General features: G+C 69.4%; 12 protein-coding genes and 1 pseudogene. 8 read left to right on the top strand and 5 right to left on the bottom strand.

Annotated features, from left to right (window positions below; genetic code table 11):
• Positions 1-46: 46 nt before the first annotated feature.
• The 3 genes and pseudogenes from FBY35_RS06040 to FBY35_RS06030 form a co-directional block, all read right to left on the bottom strand.
• Positions 47-2,324 (bottom strand): annotated as a pseudogene (locus tag FBY35_RS06040) (NHLP family bacteriocin export ABC transporter peptidase/permease/ATPase subunit).
• On the bottom strand, positions 2,321-2,947 hold the full coding sequence (locus FBY35_RS06035; protein ID WP_260848530.1) for an HlyD family efflux transporter periplasmic adaptor subunit: 627 nt from the start codon (positions 2,945-2,947) through the stop codon (positions 2,321-2,323). Before FBY35_RS06035 ends, FBY35_RS06040 begins: the two are co-directional and overlap by 4 nt.
• Before the next feature lie 37 nt (positions 2,948-2,984).
• Positions 2,985-3,221 (bottom strand): type A2 lantipeptide, encoded by a 237-nt coding sequence (locus FBY35_RS06030; protein ID WP_142212790.1) that lies wholly within the window; start codon positions 3,219-3,221, stop codon positions 2,985-2,987.
• A gap of 617 nt (positions 3,222-3,838) precedes the next feature.
• Here FBY35_RS06030 and FBY35_RS06025 point away from each other — a divergent pair.
• From FBY35_RS06025 to FBY35_RS06010, 4 genes are all read left to right on the top strand, one after another.
• Entirely contained in the window at positions 3,839-5,704 is a 1,866-nt protein-coding gene (locus tag FBY35_RS06025) for a cellulase family glycosylhydrolase (protein WP_142212789.1), read from the top strand.
• Between the two features lie 137 nt (positions 5,705-5,841).
• The gene (locus tag FBY35_RS06020) at positions 5,842-6,207 is read left to right on the top strand and encodes a hypothetical protein (protein ID WP_142212788.1); all 366 of its coding nucleotides are present in this window, start codon (positions 5,842-5,844) and stop codon (positions 6,205-6,207) included.
• Positions 6,208-6,320: 113 nt separating this feature from the next.
• Positions 6,321-8,078 carry an NlpC/P60 family protein gene (locus FBY35_RS06015; protein WP_142212787.1) on the top strand — a complete coding sequence of 586 codons (1,758 nt, stop codon included), beginning with the start codon at positions 6,321-6,323 and terminating at the stop codon, positions 8,076-8,078.
• A gap of 272 nt (positions 8,079-8,350) precedes the next feature.
• Complete coding sequence (locus tag FBY35_RS06010; RefSeq protein ID WP_142212786.1) at positions 8,351-9,133, top strand: class I SAM-dependent methyltransferase; 783 nt, start codon at positions 8,351-8,353, stop codon at positions 9,131-9,133.
• A 110-nt stretch (positions 9,134-9,243) separates the two neighbouring features.
• On the opposite strand, the gene FBY35_RS06005 is transcribed toward FBY35_RS06010, so the two are convergent.
• The gene (locus tag FBY35_RS06005) at positions 9,244-10,071 is read right to left on the bottom strand and encodes an N-formylglutamate amidohydrolase (RefSeq protein WP_142212785.1); all 828 of its coding nucleotides are present in this window, start codon (positions 10,069-10,071) and stop codon (positions 9,244-9,246) included.
• Between the two features lie 402 nt (positions 10,072-10,473).
• Between FBY35_RS06005 and FBY35_RS06000 the strand changes: the two genes are divergently transcribed.
• From FBY35_RS06000 to FBY35_RS05990, 3 genes are all read left to right on the top strand, one after another.
• Positions 10,474-11,379, top strand: coding sequence for a LysR family transcriptional regulator (locus tag FBY35_RS06000; protein WP_142212784.1), 906 nt, complete (start codon positions 10,474-10,476; stop codon positions 11,377-11,379).
• 90 nt (positions 11,380-11,469) lie between these two features.
• Positions 11,470-12,048, top strand: coding sequence for a cysteine dioxygenase family protein (locus FBY35_RS05995; protein WP_142212783.1), 579 nt, complete (start codon positions 11,470-11,472; stop codon positions 12,046-12,048).
• Positions 12,048-13,088 (top strand): YeiH family protein, encoded by a 1,041-nt coding sequence (locus tag FBY35_RS05990; RefSeq protein WP_142212782.1) that lies wholly within the window; start codon positions 12,048-12,050, stop codon positions 13,086-13,088. Before FBY35_RS05995 ends, FBY35_RS05990 begins: the two co-directional genes overlap by 1 nt.
• On the opposite strand, the gene xylB is transcribed toward FBY35_RS05990, so the two are convergent.
• Positions 13,078-14,577 carry a xylulokinase gene (xylB, locus tag FBY35_RS05985; protein ID WP_142212781.1) on the bottom strand — a complete coding sequence of 500 codons (1,500 nt, stop codon included), beginning with the start codon at positions 14,575-14,577 and terminating at the stop codon, positions 13,078-13,080. The genes FBY35_RS05990 and xylB overlap by 11 nt on opposite strands.
• A 158-nt stretch (positions 14,578-14,735) precedes the next feature.
• Here xylB and xylA point away from each other — a divergent pair, with 158 nt between their 5' ends.
• Entirely contained in the window at positions 14,736-15,905 is a 1,170-nt protein-coding gene (xylA, locus tag FBY35_RS05980) for a xylose isomerase (protein ID WP_142212780.1), read from the top strand.
• Positions 15,906-16,059 lie beyond the last annotated feature (154 nt).

Below are 16,059 nucleotides of genomic sequence, written 5' to 3'. Positions count from 1 at the left end.
GCTCTCGCCCGGTCCCACGACCGCCGCCGGGTGAACGGATGCCATGTCAGTGCTCCTTGACCAGCTGGGCGTACGGGCCCCCGGCAGCCACCAGGTCCTCGTGACGGCCGCGTTCGACGACCGAGCCGTGGTCGAGCACCACGATCTCGTCGCTGTCGCGCACCGTGCTCAGCCGGTGCGCGATGACGACGCAGGCACAGCCGCGGCGCCGCAGATGTCGATGATGAGCCGCTCCGTCTCGGCGTCCAGGGCGCTGGTCACCTCGTCGAGCACCAGGATGCTGGGCCGCCGTACCAGTGCCCGGGCGATCTCCAGTCGCTGCCGCTGCCCGCCGGAGAAGTTGCGGCCGTCCTGCTCGACCCGGCTGTGGATGCCGTGGGGACGCCGTGCGACCACGTCGTGGAGCGCCGCGTCCTTCAGGGCGGTGACGACGACGTCGTCCGATATGGAGGGGTCCCACAGCGCCACGTTGTCCCGGACGGTGCCCTCGAAGAGGAAGACGTCCTGGTCGACGAAGGAGACCGATGCGGCAAGCGTGCTGCGGGAGATGTCCTCGAGTCGCTGCCCGTCGATGCGGATCGTCCCCTCCCACGGGCTGTACAGCCCGGAGATCAGCCGCGAGACGGTGGACTTGCCGCTGCCCGACCCGCCGACGAGCGCGACCTGCCGGCCGGGTCCGACCGTCAGGGAGAAGTCGCTGAGCAGCGGCTTGTCGAGCGGGCTGTAGCCGAAGGTGATGTTCTGAAGGGACACATGGCCCTTGAGCCTGCGCGTGCTCGTGTCGGTTTCCCGGCGCGAGTAGAGCGAGTCCACGGGGAAGTTCTCGACGTCCCCCAGCCGAGCCACGTCGGCGGCGAAGTCCTGGATCCGGCCCGCGACGCCGTTGAGGCGGGTGATCGGCGCGGTGAAGCGGGTCACCAGCGCCTGGAAGGCGACGAGCAGACCGATCGAGATATGGCCCTCCACGGCCCGCAGGCCGCCGATCCAGAGGATCAGCGCGCTGTTGAGCGTCGCGAGGGTGGGTGCGACCACCGCCAGGACCGCGCTCGGCACGCCGAGCCGCGTTGTTCCTCCAGTGTGGTCGCGTGCTGGCCCGCCCAGCGGCGGAAGTATCCGCTCTCGCCGCCCGTGGCCTTCATGGTCTCGATGAGCTGAAGGCCCGTGTACGAGGTGTTGGTCAGCCGGGCGCTGTCGGCGCGCAGCTTCTGGGTGTGGGTGGCGCGCAGCCTGATCACGATGCGCATCGCGACCACGTTGAGGAGTGCGATCCCTATGCCGATGACGGTGAGTTGAGGGTCGTACGTCCACAGCAGGAGGGCGTAGAGGATCACGACGACGCCGTCCACGCCCGCGGCGGCGAGGTCCCGGGCGAGTGTTTCGGCGACGGCGTCGTTGGACTGGAGGCGCTGGACCAGATCGGCCGGGCTGCGCTGGGCGAAGAAGGTGACCGGCAGTCGCAGCAGATGCCGCAGGAACCGGGCGCTGCTGAGCGTGGACGAGATGATGCGGCCGCGCAGCAGATTCGCCTGCTGCAGTCCGGTCAGCACCGCGGTCAGTGCCACCATCGCCGCCATCGACGCGAACAGCGGTCCGAGCAGCGAGGTCTGATTGCCGATCAGGAACATGTCGATGTACGTACGGCTCAGCGCGGGCACTACCGCGCCGACCGCGACGAGCAGCAGGCTCGCAAGCAGCGCCGCGATCAGAGTGCCCGTCGTGCCGCGCAGCCTCGCGGGCACCGCGCGCATGATCCCCGGCTTGCGGCCGCCGCGGCGGAAGCTGTCGGAGGGCTCGAAGATCAGGGCGACCCCGGTGAAGCTGGTGTCGAAGTCCTCCGTCGCCACGAAACGGCGGCCCTTGTCGGGGTCGTTGATGTGTACGCCCCGGCGGCCGAACCGCCTGCCCATGCCGTCATAGACGACATAGTGGTTGAACTCCCAGAAAAGGATAGCGGGCGCCCGCATCCCGGCCAGTGCCGCGGGCTCCATCTGCATACCCGTGGCCTGCAGTCCGTAACTGCGCGCGGCCTTGAGGATGTTGCTGGCCCGCGAACCGTCCCGCGAGACACCGCACGCGATCCGCAGCTCCTCCAGCGGCACATGCCGTTCGTAGTGCGCGAGCACCATGGCGAGCGATGCGGCACCGCATTCCAGCGCCTCCATCTGGAGCACGGTCGGCGTGCGAACCGTCTTCTGCTTCGCGGGCTTGCCGGGCTTGCCGCGCTGGGGGGCTCCGCGCCGCGCGCCGCCACGCCGGGGCGTCGGCACGCTCTCCGGGCGGTGCCTGCCGCGGCCCGACGCCGGCAGGTGCTGCTGCGTGGTCATGGAAGCAGCCAATCGATCGGATGCTGCTCGGCCAGCCGGATGGAACCGGTGACGGGCGTCATGGACTCGACGGCGTACGCGGGGCCCTTTGAAGCGGACCAGGAGTAGCCGGACTTGGTGCCCAACGACGCATTCAGCCTGACCAGGACGGCGACGGGCTGGCCCCCTTTGGAGAACTGCTCGCCCAGCTGGCTGCTGCCGAGGAAGCCGGTGATCCGCTGCCGGGTCTGGGCCGTCCGGCCGACTGCCTTCACGCGGCCGCGCAGTACGCCGTATTGCTGTGTGGGCACCGACTGGACCGTGAGATCCACCGTCGCGCCCACATGCACGGTGGACGCGCTGTCGGCGGGGAGGTACAGAACCGCCATCAGGGGGTCGTCGGCCTGCTCGACGCGCTCGACGGCCGCCATGTCCGCTCCGGTGGTGACCACCGAGCCGATCGTGGCGACCAGTGCTGTCAGCCGGCCCGCGGCGATCGTACGGACGACGGTGCTGCCCTGGGCCGTACGGACCTTCACCAGGGGAGCGTTGGCGGCAACCCTCGCGCCCTCGTCGGCCATCACCTCGGTGACCTGGCCAGAGACAGGGCTCTGCAGGACATAGCTGCCCTGGGCGTGCGTCACCGCAACTGCCTGTGCCGCTCGGCGGCACAGAACCGGCTCAGAGACCGGCGGCCAGGCTCGTGACGCCGGTGGTGTTCAGGCCGGTGACACCCTCGGCGGTGCCGACCAGGGAACCGACGGTGCCGGACGCGGCGTCGACAAGGCCGGAGACCGGAACGACCGAGTCGGCGGTGCCGAGGACGGCGCCCGCGGCCTGGCCCACCAGGCCACCGGACACGTTGTCCAGGTCGGCGTCGGAGATTACCTGGGTCTCAACCTGGGGGGTGGAGTTCATGATGAAGCTTCCCTTCGCATGGCTACTCGAATTTCTGCGAGCGAGACTTTCGACTCTCCCGCAGTGCGAAGGATCAAAGCACCCGGGCCTGTTGCTCAGCTAATCGGACATCGGCGGACCAAGGCGCTGCCGGTCCGTTGAATTACGTTGCGTGCACGGGCGTCCATGGCTTGGTGCCATCTTCTTCACGTATTCGTCGCGCCTCAATTCCGGTGTCCGGGTGCCCTCTTGGCGGATTGGCGGACATTCCGCCCCTAGCGGCAGACCAGCAGGTCAGCGTGGGGAGAGTGCGCCGGAGGCTGTGTGGTGCATGGGTATTCGATGTGCAGATTCGCCGAAGAATGATTTCTCGTGCCAGGTGGTGCATGCATCTCGGACGTCCATGTGGAGGGAGTGTTTCCGTGCGGTGTTCAGAGGGTGTTGAGTGATCCATTCTGCGCGGCATTGCGGCGGTAATGGACCGACCTCCGGAAGTAGTGGAGATAGCCGCATAGCGGAGGTACGTCCGAGGCGGGCGGAATGGTCGATTCCGTCGGATGGCCCTGCGTTTGGCGGCGCTCGGCAGGGTGGTGGCGCGCCCATTGACAGTCTGATGGTGTGTCAGGAACCGTGAAAGCATGGCGAAGATGCGTGCGCGTCTGATCGGTCTGCTCGTCCTCATGACCGCGTCCCTGACCACCACCGGGGGCGCCACGTCGGCCGCAGCGCCCCCGACCGGCTCCCTGTGGTTCGACGAGCAAGCCGCCCGCGCGTTCACGGTCGACCACGGCCGCTTCACGGACGGACTCGGCCGCGAGGTGGTGCTGCGCGGATACAACGTCTCCGGCGAGACCAAGCTGGAGGAGAACGGCGGACTGCCCTTCGCTTCCGTCGCCGACGCCCAGAAGTCCGCGACCGCGCTGCGCATGCTCGGCGGCGCCAACAGTGTCCGCTTCCTGCTCTCCTGGGCCCATGCCGAACCCGTGCGCGGTCAGGTGGACACCGCCTATCTGGCCGCCGTCACCGCGCAGATGCGCGCCTTCCTCGCAGCGGGCATGCGCGTCTACCCCGACTTCCACCAGGACCTCTACTCGCGCTATCTGTTCAACTCGGGCAGCTGGTACACCGGCGACGGCGCTCCCAAGTGGGCGGTCGCGGCAGGCGGCTATCCACGGGAGTTCTGCGGGATCTGCCTTTTCTGGGGCCAGAACATCACCCAGAACGAGGCCGTGAAGCGGGCGGCGTACGACTTCTGGCACAACCGCGGCGGCGTCCAGGACGCCTTTCTCGCGACGGCCCGGACCGCCATGGCCTACCTCGCCGACCACCTCACCGACGCGGAGTTCGCGGCCGTCGCGGGCTTCGACCCGTACAACGAACCGCACGCCGGCTCGTACGACACCGGCCAGACCAGCCGCACATGGGAGCGCGACCTGCTCTGGCCCTTCTACGAGAAGTTCCGGGCCCGCATGGACGCCGCCGGTTGGCAGTCCAAGCCCGTCTTGGTGGAACCAAACCTCTTCTGGAACTCCAACCTCTCCTTCCAGAAGCAGGAGGGCGGTCTTCTCGACGCCGGGACCATCGGTCCGCGCTATGTCTTCAACACCCACTTCTACGACCAGAAGGCCATCTCCGGTGTCTTCATGTGGGGCAAGGCCGCCGACGGGCAGTACGCAGGCGACTTCGGCACCGTCCGGGACCGTGCGGCGGGCGCCGGTACGGCCGCGGTCGTCAGCGAGTTCGGCCACCCCCTGACCGGGACGGTCTCGGACAAGGCACCGACCGTCTACAAGGCGATGTACCAGGCCCTGGACTCCCGGCTGCCCGGCGCCACCTGGTGGTCCCGCCCACAGGACTCGGGCCCGGTCCTGTCCGGTACGCAATGGCAGTGGGACATCTACCACGGCCGCCACCACGAGCTGATGAACGGCAACACCGACAAGGTCCGCACCAGCGGCGACGCCTGGAACGACGAGGACCTCTCCGCCGTACGCCTCGACGACTCCGGGACGCCGGCCCTGCGGCAGGACGCCAGGCTGCTGGACCGCCTCTACCCCAGCGCCACCGCGGGCCGGGCCCTCGCCTTCACCTACGAGGACCGCTCACGCGACGGATCGGCCACCCTGACCTGGAATCCCGTACCGAAATCGCTCCCGCGCGTATCCGAACTGGTCGCATCTGGGCAGTACGGCCTCCTGCTGTGGCGCTCGGACGGCGGCTCGGCTCCCACCGAACTCCACCTCCCGGCCTCCTTCGAGACCACCCGGACGACCGTCGTCTCCGACCTCGGCACGGTCAGCGGACCGCCGTCCTACGAGTCGGGCGTGCCGATCGCGGTGTCCCCGGAACCGGGCGGGGCGGGCAGCCGCCGCCTGCTGCTCACCGCCCCGAAGGCCGACGTCCTGCACTACGCGCTGGTCACCAACGGGGCGACGGCTCCGTCGGCGGAGCTGCTGAGTGCGGCGCGGGCGGAACTGGCGGGGTGGGCGGCCGGGCGGGGCTGATTTTCGGCGATCGTGGGCTGCACCCATTTTTCGGTCACGATCAGCTGAGACCGATAACTCACTATTTTTCATATGTGGAGGAACGGTATTGATTGTGGAGTTCACGCATAGGGACCGATGAATCTGGAGGTACCACCATGGTCCGACTCCGTTCCGCCTCGCTGACTCTGCTGACCGCTGCCGCATGCCTCGCGCTCACCGTGCCATCGGCCTCGGCCGCCCCCGGCGACACCACGAGCATCTGCTACAGCAACTTGACGCCGTCCGGCTGGGTCGATGTGCAGTGGTGGAACACCTGGGAGTGCGGCGTCACCTTCAACCCCAACAAAAAGAAAATCCAGCAGGTCTCCGGCATGCCCATCGGCTCCACCCTGAACGTCTGTTCCTCCACACTGCCCCCGGCGGGCTGGGTCCAGGTGAACCGCTTCTACAACGGCGCCTGCCAGTACTCAGCAGTGCCCAGCCACGACCCCAACTCCTGGACGATCAAGCGGGTTTCCTGAGGCCTGGACTCTCTCGGCGGGAGAACGCCGGGTTCCCGCTGCTGGTCGGCAGGGGCGGTTCAAGCAGGGGGCCGCTGATCTTGGACGGCGGGCATGCTCGGATGATGACAGGCATGTCGAATACTTCCCGGCGCAGTCTGCTCGCTGTCTTCGCGGCCTCTGCCGCGTCCGTTCCGCTCAGCGGTCTGGCCGCCGCACCCGCCCGGGCCGCCGAGGCGGCTGCGCTCTCCGTGCAGTCGTTCTCGGCCCCGGCCCAACTGGCCTCGGCCCAGTCCTCGGTGACGCTGGCCCCGCTGGACGCGTCCTTCTTCACCCAGGTGACGCTGAATACTCCGCTTGCCGCCACGGTGCTGCCGGGTACTCCGGCCCGCAGCGAGATCACATCGGGCGGCAAGCGGGTCGCGTTGCTGACCCATGGTGCCCGGACGGTCGTACTGCCCGGCCCGGAGCGTACGTTCACCGAGAACAAGCAGCCGTTCGTGGACGACTTCCAGCGCACGCTTCCGGACCTGGCGCTTCCGTCGGCGGAGCGCCAGTACTGGGGCAGTACACCGGGCGGCGGCAGCTGGTCCACGCTCGGGCCCGCCGAGACCGACTACTCGGTCGTCCCCGGCTCCGGCGTCATCACCCTCACCACCGACTTGGCGAGCCGTCACGCGAGCGTGCGTGACGACGAGATCACGGACGTCGACGTGAGTGCCGTGGCCAAGTTCGACAAGGTGCCCGCCGGCCAGGCCTGCTCGTACGCGCTGTCCTTCGGCTATCAGGACACTCACAACAACTACCGGGCCCGGCTGTCCTTCCTGACCTCCGGAGCGGTCGAGTTGCGCGTCGAGAAGGAGGTCGCCGACACGGTCACCCAGCTGACCACGGCCCTCACGCTTGCCACCGGCGTGCCCGCGGGCACGAACTGGACGATCCGGGTGCGCCGCGAGGGTGCCCGTATCCAGGTCAAGGCATGGCGCTCCGACCTCGCCGAGCCGTCCTCGTGGGCCGCCGACGTCAGTGACCCCACCTTCACCAAGGGCCGGGTGGGACTGCGCGCGCTCGCCAACGACGGCTGCACCAACCTGCCGGTCAAGCTGATCGTCAGCCGCTTCCAGGTGGACGCCGCCACCTGGGAGACACCGCCCAGCGTCACGCACGGCGACTGGGTGCGCGTGCTGCCCCAGCCGTTCGACGGGAACTGGACGCCGGAGCTGGAGCAGACCGTCCGCGGCTGGGCCGGTTCGACGGCCCCGGACGTGCTGGCCTACGCGGCGATGTTCCTCGCGGGGGCGCCGGCCGTGACGAGCGGAGCCGGCCCGACCAAGGACAAGCAGGTCCTGGGCGAGGCCGGTTACGGCTACCTGGACCCGCAGGGCTACCGCTACGAAGGCGCCGACTTCCACGAGTACATGAACCTCGGCTGGACCTTCCCCGACGGCACCCACACCGCGCCGTCCAGCAAGCAGGTCGGCAACCTCGACTGCTCGGGCTACACGCGCATGGTCTACGGCTACCACCTGGGCGTGCCGATGGCCGCGGGCGAGGACACCTCCAGGACCCGGATCCCGCGCAAGTCCCGCAACATGGTCGACTACGCGCCCGGCGTGCGCATCGACCAGACCGACGGCACGAACCCACCCGCCGCGACACTGCTGCAGCCCGGCGACCTCGTGCTGTTCAACGCCGACTCGGGCGACGACAACCCGGCCATCACAGTCGACCACGTCGGCATCTACCTGGGCAGGGACGCGGCCGGCAAGCGCCGCTTCCTCTCCAGCCGCAAGACGGGCAACGGACCCACCATGTCCGACCTGGGCGGCGCCGCGCTCCTGGATGGCACCGGCACCTACGCCAAGAAACTGCACACCGTGCACCGCATCTGACGCCACGGCTGACCGCCCGCACCAGGCGCTGGCGGTCAGCCGGGTCGGCACCGGCACTTGGAGTTCGAGCGGATAAGCGGCAGGCAATCGGCCGGCAGACGGGCAGGCACAGGTTCCGTGATCATGGACTTGCGTCGCTCTGTGATCAGCTGGACTGTGCCTGCGCTGCCATGGTTCGTGAAACGCACCGGAATCGCGAGGTGACCCGCCTCGAACGGTGAACCGTTGAAACTCGTATGCGCGCGCCGCTCTCGCCTGCCATTCTCGGCGACATGCGTACGTTCGAAGAGCTCGTACAGGAAGGCGAGGCTGTCCCCACCGAGGGGTGGGACTTCTCCTGGTTCGCAGGTCGCGCCAGCGAGGAACGGCCGTGCTGGGGGTACTCGAGGCTGCTCGCCGAGCGGATGGCGAAGGCTGCGGCCGGACTCGACATCCAGACGGGCGGCGGCGAGGTGCTGGCCTCGATCCCCATCGCTCCGCCGGTGCTGGCGGCGACGGAGTCCTGGCCCCCGAACATCGCAATCGCCCGCCGCACCCTGGCGAAGTTCGACGCGACCGTCATGGAGGCCGAGGACGCATCCGACCTGCCATTCGCGGAGGAGTCGTTCGACCTGGTGGTCAGCCGACACCCCGTGGTGACCCGCTGGGACGAGGTGCGACGGGTGCTACGTCCGGACGGCGTGTACCTGGCCCAACACGTCGGCTCTGGCTCTGTGCGAGAGCTGACCGAGTTCATGATGGGGCCTCAGCCGCCAATGTCGCACCCGATTCCCGTGACCACCAGCTATGCAGGCACGAGCCCGACAGCGGCGGTGGCCGCCGCGGAGGCTGCGGGCCTGGACGTCGTCGACGTGCGCCAGGAAGCCCTCCGGATGGAGTTCCATGACATCGCGGCGGTGGTCCACTTCCTGCGCAAGGTGATCTGGATCGTCCCCGGCTTCACCGTGGACGCCTACCGTGACCGCCTGGCGGAACTCCACTCCTTCCTCGGACGCCATGGTCCGTTCGTTGCTCACTCGCAGCGATTCCTCATCGAGGCTCACCGGCGGAGGTAGCGAGAGCGTCCGTATCGATCACTTGCAGTCCGCGACTGGGCTCGTCGCCCGTACCACGCGGGAGACCTCGTCAGGAACCTGTTTGCGATCCCCGACCGGCTGATCAGCCTTTAAGAGGTGCTCGAGTCGGCGACTGCCCTCGTCCCGCCCGCGCGAGCGACCAGGTCGGCCACCGCGCGTGCGAGCGCCGCGAGGCCGGGGCCCGCCGGGCCGCCCGGCTCCGTCATGTAGAGGTCCCGGCGGATCTCGATCATCAGCGCGCTGACGCGAGGGTCCTTGCCGTAATACTTCAGCGGCACATACGTACCGGCAAAGGGTGTGTTGATCGCCGTCCCGCCGAATCCGGCGAACGACTTCTCCGCCAGGGCGACGAGCTCCGGCGGTGTGTGGAAGGCGTCGGCGCCGAGGCAGATCGGCGGCCGCGGGCCCTCACCGTGCAGCTCGTAAGGCAGCGGCTCGGTCGGATAGGAGTGGATGTCGATGATCACAGCGCGCCCGGTGGCCGCCAGCCGCTCGCCGACCGCCGCCGTCATCGCCTGCGCGTACGGACGGAAATAGCGGTCGATCAGCGGCTGCGGGTCGACCTCCGGCGCGCGCAGCCGTTCGCCGTGTGTGGTGTGGGTGTAGACCGCGCCCATGCCGACGGACAGCATTTCCTCCCGCTCGTCGGGAAACCGCTCGGGGTCGATGACCAGCCGCGAAAGACCGTTGACGAAACGCCAGGGAGCCACAGGAGCAGCCTCTGCCGCGGCGGCGGCGATCTGGGCGGTGTCGGCGTCGGTGATGTGGTCGAGCTCCCGCTCCAACGCGGCGTCGTCCAGCTCGATGCCGTCGCGCACGGGCGCGGGGATGATCCGTGCGGAATGCGGGACATGCAGAAGCACTGGGGAGTGGTCGGCGCCGGGAAGAAGCCGGAAGGGTGGGGGCTCGTGGTCCATCGATGTCCTTCCTGCCGGGCGAGCGGGGATCGGACGAGCATTTTACGGAGCCGGAACGGGCCCCGTGTGCCGATCACCTTCTGGAGCAGCGCAGTTGCCACGGATCGACGGCGGTGCCCATGACCCGCATCCCCGCGTCGTTCGTGTGCAGATGATGACATCATCGACATCGGCACCTGCATCCCGAAGAAGTTCAATGTGCACCCGACAGCCCAGGGCCGGCGCCAGATTCCCTTGTGACACGGCAAGTTGAGGGATCGTCGCCCGAATGGAGGGCCGGGCGGACGAAGGACCTACAACGAGGCTCTCTCGCTGTACGCCGGAGTGGCCGACCGGCGACGAATACCGGCCAATGGAGCGCAAGGGATCCCCGGGTACCCAAGTCCTGCTTATGGTTCAGGTGTGTTCGATTCCCGGCACATCAGAACGTTCCATGAAGTGGTGAGGACCGGTTCGTACTCGGCGGCCGCCCGTGCTCTGGGCTATACCCAACCGGCGATCACCCAACAGATGAAGTCCCTCGAACGCGACGTCGGCACACCACTGTTCATCCGGGTCGGCCGCAGTATGCGCCTCACCGAAGCGGGCGAGGCCCTGTCGCGGCACGCCTCCGTCATCCTCGACAACATGTCGGCCGCCCAACAGCAGATGAGCGCGCTGACCCGGCTGCGCGCGGGCAGGGTCCGCGTCTGCGCGTTCCCCAGCGCCAGTGCCACGCTCATCCCCGAGGCGATGGCCCGCCTCGCCACCGCCCATCCGGGCGTGCAGGTCGACCTCCTGGAGAGTGAGCCGCCGGAGTCGCTCCATCGCCTGGTGCGCGGGGAGTGCGACATCACGCTTGCCTTCACCTATCCCGGCCTGCATGAAGAGGTGCCGGAAAAGTTGGTGGAGATCCCGCTCCTGGAGGACCAGTTGACGGTGCTGCTGCCGACCGGGCATCCGCTCGCGCGGCGCAGAGCCGTCAAGCTGGCGGATCTGGCGCAGGAGCGCTGGATAGCCGGGTGTCTGCGCTGCCGGGCCAACCTCCTGCACGAATGCGGCGAGCAGGGGTTCGCGCCGGACATCGCGTTCACGACTGACGACAATCTCGTGGTGCAGAGTCTGGTCGCGGAGGGGCTCGGCGTCGCGATGATCCCGGCGCTCGTACTGAACTTCCTCTGCCACCGCAAAGTCACCGGACGGCCGCTGCAACCCGCTTCCCGTCGGCAGATCTCGGCGTACGTGCTCAAGGAGCATCTGCGGATACCGGCGACAGCCCTGGTCCTCGACGAGCTGAATACGGTCTCGGCGAACAAGATCGGCTGCTGAACAAGAGCGCCCCATTTATAAGCGGAACTTGGGAAGTCGCCAAGAAACCGTCGTTGGACGTGATGGGTCGGGCGGCTCGACGCTGCCCGTATGACCATTTCGACCGGAACAGCCGCCTTCACGGCCCCGCGCACGACCGAGCGCCTCGACGCGCTGATCGCCGAGGTACGCGAGGCCGTGGGGAGAGGCCTGCCACCCGACCTGACGGCATATCTGGTCGGCGAGCGCCTCGCACCGCATCTCGGCGCCGGCGATCTGCTCACCCCCGAGCAGTGCGAGAGCGACCCGGCCCGCTACCGCCAGCACCTGCTGCATGCCGAACACGACGGAAGCTTCTCGATCGTCGGACTGGTCTGGCTGCCGGGCCAGGGGACGTCCGTGCACGACCACGTGTCGTGGTGCACCACCGGTGTGCACGAGGGGGAGGAGTACGAGCGGCGCTACCGCCTTCTCCCGTCCCCTGCCACAGGGGCGGCCGCGCGCCTCGTCGCCACCGGCGATGTCGTCAACGAGCAGGGCGCCGTCTGCGGATTCGCGCCGCCCGGCGACATCCACCGGGTCTGGAACGCGGGTTCCGGACGGGCGATCTCCCTTCATGTGTACGGGGCGGACATATCGCGTCTTGGCACCAGCGTCCGGCGCGTCTACGAGCTGCCGGCCGACCGCTGATGGCGCTGCTGAGGGAACGGGCCGCCAAGGCACCCCCTTCCACGGCCGCGCCCCGCACCCTGCCCGGGCTCGCACTCGCCGCATCCGCCGTCGGCGTCGCCTGGTCCGTCCACCAACTGGTACCGGGCATACCGATGCTGACCGCCGCCGTGGTGCTGGGAATCGTGGCAGCGCACCTGCCGGGCACACGCGCCCTGGTCCGGGGAGCGGCCCGCCCGGGACTCTCGTACGCCGCGAAGCGCCTGATGCGGATCGGCATCGTGCTGCTCGGGCTGAAGCTGAGCCTGGACGACGTGCTCGGCCTCGGCTGGGCGACGGTCACCATGGTGCTCGGCGTCGTCGCCGCGACGTTCCTGGGCACCTGGTGGCTGGGCCGCCGAATGGGGCTCCCGGGCGATCAGCCGCTGCTGATCGCCGCCGGATACTCCATCTGCGGGGCGTCCGCGATCGGCGCGGTGAGCGAGGCGACGGACAGCGACGAGCGCGACGTCGCGACATCGGTGGCACTGGTGACACTGTGCGGAACCCTCGCCATCGCCGTACTGCCGCTGCTGCACCAGCCGTTGGGGCTGAGCGACGCCGAGTTCGGGCGCTGGGTCGGTGCGAGCGTCCACGACGTGGGGCAGGTCGTGGCCACCGCGCAGACCGCGGGCCCCGACGCGCTCACCGAGGCGGTCCTGGTCAAGCTGATGCGGGTGGCGCTGCTCGCGCCACTCGTCGCGGCGGTGGCGCTGTCCGTACGCCACAGACGGCGCGGCGGCGTTACGGCGACGAAGCGGCTGCCGCTGGTCCCGCTCTTCGTGGTCGGCTTCCTGACGATGGTGGCCCTGCGCAGTACGGGCCTGCTCCCGACGTCCGCCATCGACGTGGCACAGTACGCGCAGGAACTCCTGCTCGCCGCCGCGCTGTTCGGTCTCGGCAGCACGGTCGACCTGCCGTCCCTGACGCGCACGGGCGCGCGGGTCGCGGCCCTGGGGCTGAGCGCCTGGGTGGTCGTGGCGGGGGTCTCGTACGCGGGAGTGCTGCTGATCACGGGCTGACGGCGGGCACCTGCTCAGCGAGCAGGGTCGGCGCCGCCATGTCCAGTACGGTCAAGACCCGCTCCCAGGTCTCCATGTCCCGCTCCACCGGCGGCAGTTCGACAGCGCCGCCGCCCAGCCAGCCGCTCGCCAACGCGACCGGGTCCTCACCCGTCACGGCTCCTGCCGCGAGGGCCGCCGCGCCGAGGGCGACAAGCTCTCCGCTCTTTGGGATCAGCAGCGGGCGCCCGGAGAGCCGTCGTACGGTCTCCACCCAGTGCCGCCCCCTGGCTCCGCCGCCCACCAGCCGCAGCGGCCGAGTCGCCACATCGTCGTCGGCCGGGTCGAGACCGCAGGCGCGGAGCACCTCGTCCAGCGCGCGCAGCACCGTTACGACCGCGCCCTCGTAAGCAGCGCCGAGGATCTGCTGGCGGGTGGTTGTGTGGCGAAGGCCGGTGAGCAGACCTGAGGCCGCCGGCAGATCGGGGGTGCGCTCCCCGTCGAGGTAGGGCAGCAGCACGACCTCGCCGCCCGCCTCCGCGGCGTCCCTGCCCAGGCCCAGCAGCGTCGCGATCCTGTCGACGGCGAGCGTGCAGTTCAGGGTGCAGGCCAGTGGGAGATACGTACCGTCTGTGGCGGCGAATCCGGAGAGCGAGGGGGAGGCGGGCCGGGTGCGGCCGGCCGCGAAGATGGTGCCCGAGGTGCCGAGGCTGAGCACCGGGTGGTCCAGGAGCCCCGCGCCGCCGAGCCCGAGTCCGACGGCGGCGGCCATGTTGTCGCCGGTGCCCGCGGCGACGGCGATGCCTGCCGGCAGGCCGAGGTCGGCCGCCGCGGTGCCGGTCAGCGAGCCGATGCGCACGGCTCCGGTCGCGGCCACGGGCGGCAGTAAGTCGGCGTCCAGGCCGATGAGTTGAAGGAGCTTCGGGTCGTACGCACCGGTGGCGGTGGAGTACCAGCAGGTGCCGGAGGCGTCACCCGGGTCGGTGGCCGCGGTGCCTGCAAGCCGTTCGGTGAGGTAGTCGTGGGGGAGGCGTACGGCGGCGGCCGCCCTGGCGGCCCGTGGTTCGTTCTCCCGCAGCCACTGCCACTTGGCCGCCGTCATCGAGGCGACCGGCACCGATCCGGTACGGGCCGTCCAGGCATCGGGTCCCCCGAGCGCCTCGGTGAGGGCGGCGGCCTGCGGGGCCGAACGGGTGTCGTTCCACAGCAGTGCGGGACGCACCGGACGTCCGGCCCGGTCGAGGACCACGAGGCCGTGCTGCTGTCCCGCGACCGCGATGCCGATGACGGCGGACGCGGGCAGGCCCGACTCCTTGAGCCCGGCGGAAACGGCCTCGCGCAGCGCGTGCCACCACACTTCGGGGTCGCTCTCGCGGGCGCCGCCCGCACCGCCGACCTCGTGCGGGGCCCGGCCGACGGCGAGCGTACGGCCGGTGGCCGCGTCGACGAACGCGGCCTTGGCGGACTGGGTCGAGCTGTCAACGCCGATGACCACCTGCTGCGCGGGCATGGTCCCCACCTCTCCCTCCGGCCTATTTGGCAGTTCGCCAAACAAATTACGTCAAGCGGTCGTGCGCGAACAGGTGTTGGGGGCTATGGCGGTCGGGACGGGGTATGCAACATTAGTAAGCACAGAAAACAAACCAGGGTTCGAAGGCGGTCATGGCCATGGCGCAAGGCTTCACTCCCACCCCCGGCGACAAGTTCAGCTTCGGCCTCTGGACGGTCGGCTGGCAGGGCCGGGACCCGTTCGGGGACGCGACCCGCCCGCCACTGGACCCCGTCGAATCCGTGCAGCGGCTCGCCTCGCTCGGTGCGTACGGCGTCACCTTCCACGACGACGACCTGATTCCCTTCGGCGCGTCCGAGTCCCAGCGCGAGTCGCACGTCAAACGCTTCCGGCAGGCGCTGGACGCGACCGGTCTGGTCGTGCCCATGGCCACCACCAATCTCTTCACCCACCCCGTGTTCAAGGACGGCGGCTTCACCGCCAACGACCGGGACGTACGCCGGTACGCGCTGCGCAAGACCATCCGCAACATCGACCTGGCCGCCGAGCTCGGGGCGCGCACCTATGTCGCCTGGGGCGGCCGCGAGGGCGCCGAGTCGGGCGCGGCGAAGGATGTGCGGATCGCGCTGGACCGGATGAAGGAGGCCTTCGACCTGCTGGGGGAGTACGTCACCGAGCAGCGCTACGAGCTGCGCTTCGCCATCGAGCCCAAGCCGAACGAGCCGCGCGGTGACATCCTGCTGCCGACCGTCGGCCATGCGCTGGCCTTCATCGAGCAGCTTGAGCGGCCGGAGCTGTACGGAGTCAATCCTGAGGTCGGCCACGAGCAGATGGCCGGGCTGAACTTCACGCACTCCATCGCCCAGGCGCTGTGGGCGGGCAAGCTCTTCCACATCGACCTCAACGGGCAGAACGGCATCAAGTACGACCAGGACCTGCGCTTCGGTGCGGGCGATCTGCGGTCCGCCTTCTGGCTGGTCGACCTGCTGGAGAGCGGCGGCTACGAGGGCCCGAGGCACTTCGACTTCAAGCCGCCGAGGACCGAGGACGCCGACGGCGTGTGGGCGTCGGCGGCGGGCTGTATGCGCAACTACCTGATTCTGCGGGAACGGGCCGCCGCGTTCCGCGCGGATGCGCGGGTCCGGGCGGCGCTGCGGGCAGCGCGGCTTGATCAGCTGATGCTGCCGACTGCGGCGGACGGGCTGTCCGGGCTGCTGGCGGACCGGTCGGCGTTCGAGGAGTTCGACGTCGAGGAGGCGGGGGAGAGAGGGATGGCGTTCGAGGAGCTGGACCAGCTGGCGCTGGAGCACCTGCTGGGGTTGGGCTGAACGGGGCGGGTCGCCTGCGGCGGGCCTTGTCCCCTACCCGCCCCTTCCCGCTGTGACATTTTGCGGCTCCGCCGCGTGGCGGGCTCCGCCCCGGACCCGGCGCCTCAAACTCCCGCAGACTTCGTCCGGGGGGACCCCCGCGGGGCTGAAGTGT

This window comes from Streptomyces sp. SLBN-118, from assembly GCF_006715635.1.
GTDB lineage: Bacteria > Actinomycetota > Actinomycetes > Streptomycetales > Streptomycetaceae > Streptomyces.
The sequence above is the reverse complement of the archived record's forward strand: the minus strand, read 5'-3'. Positions and strand labels throughout refer to the sequence as shown.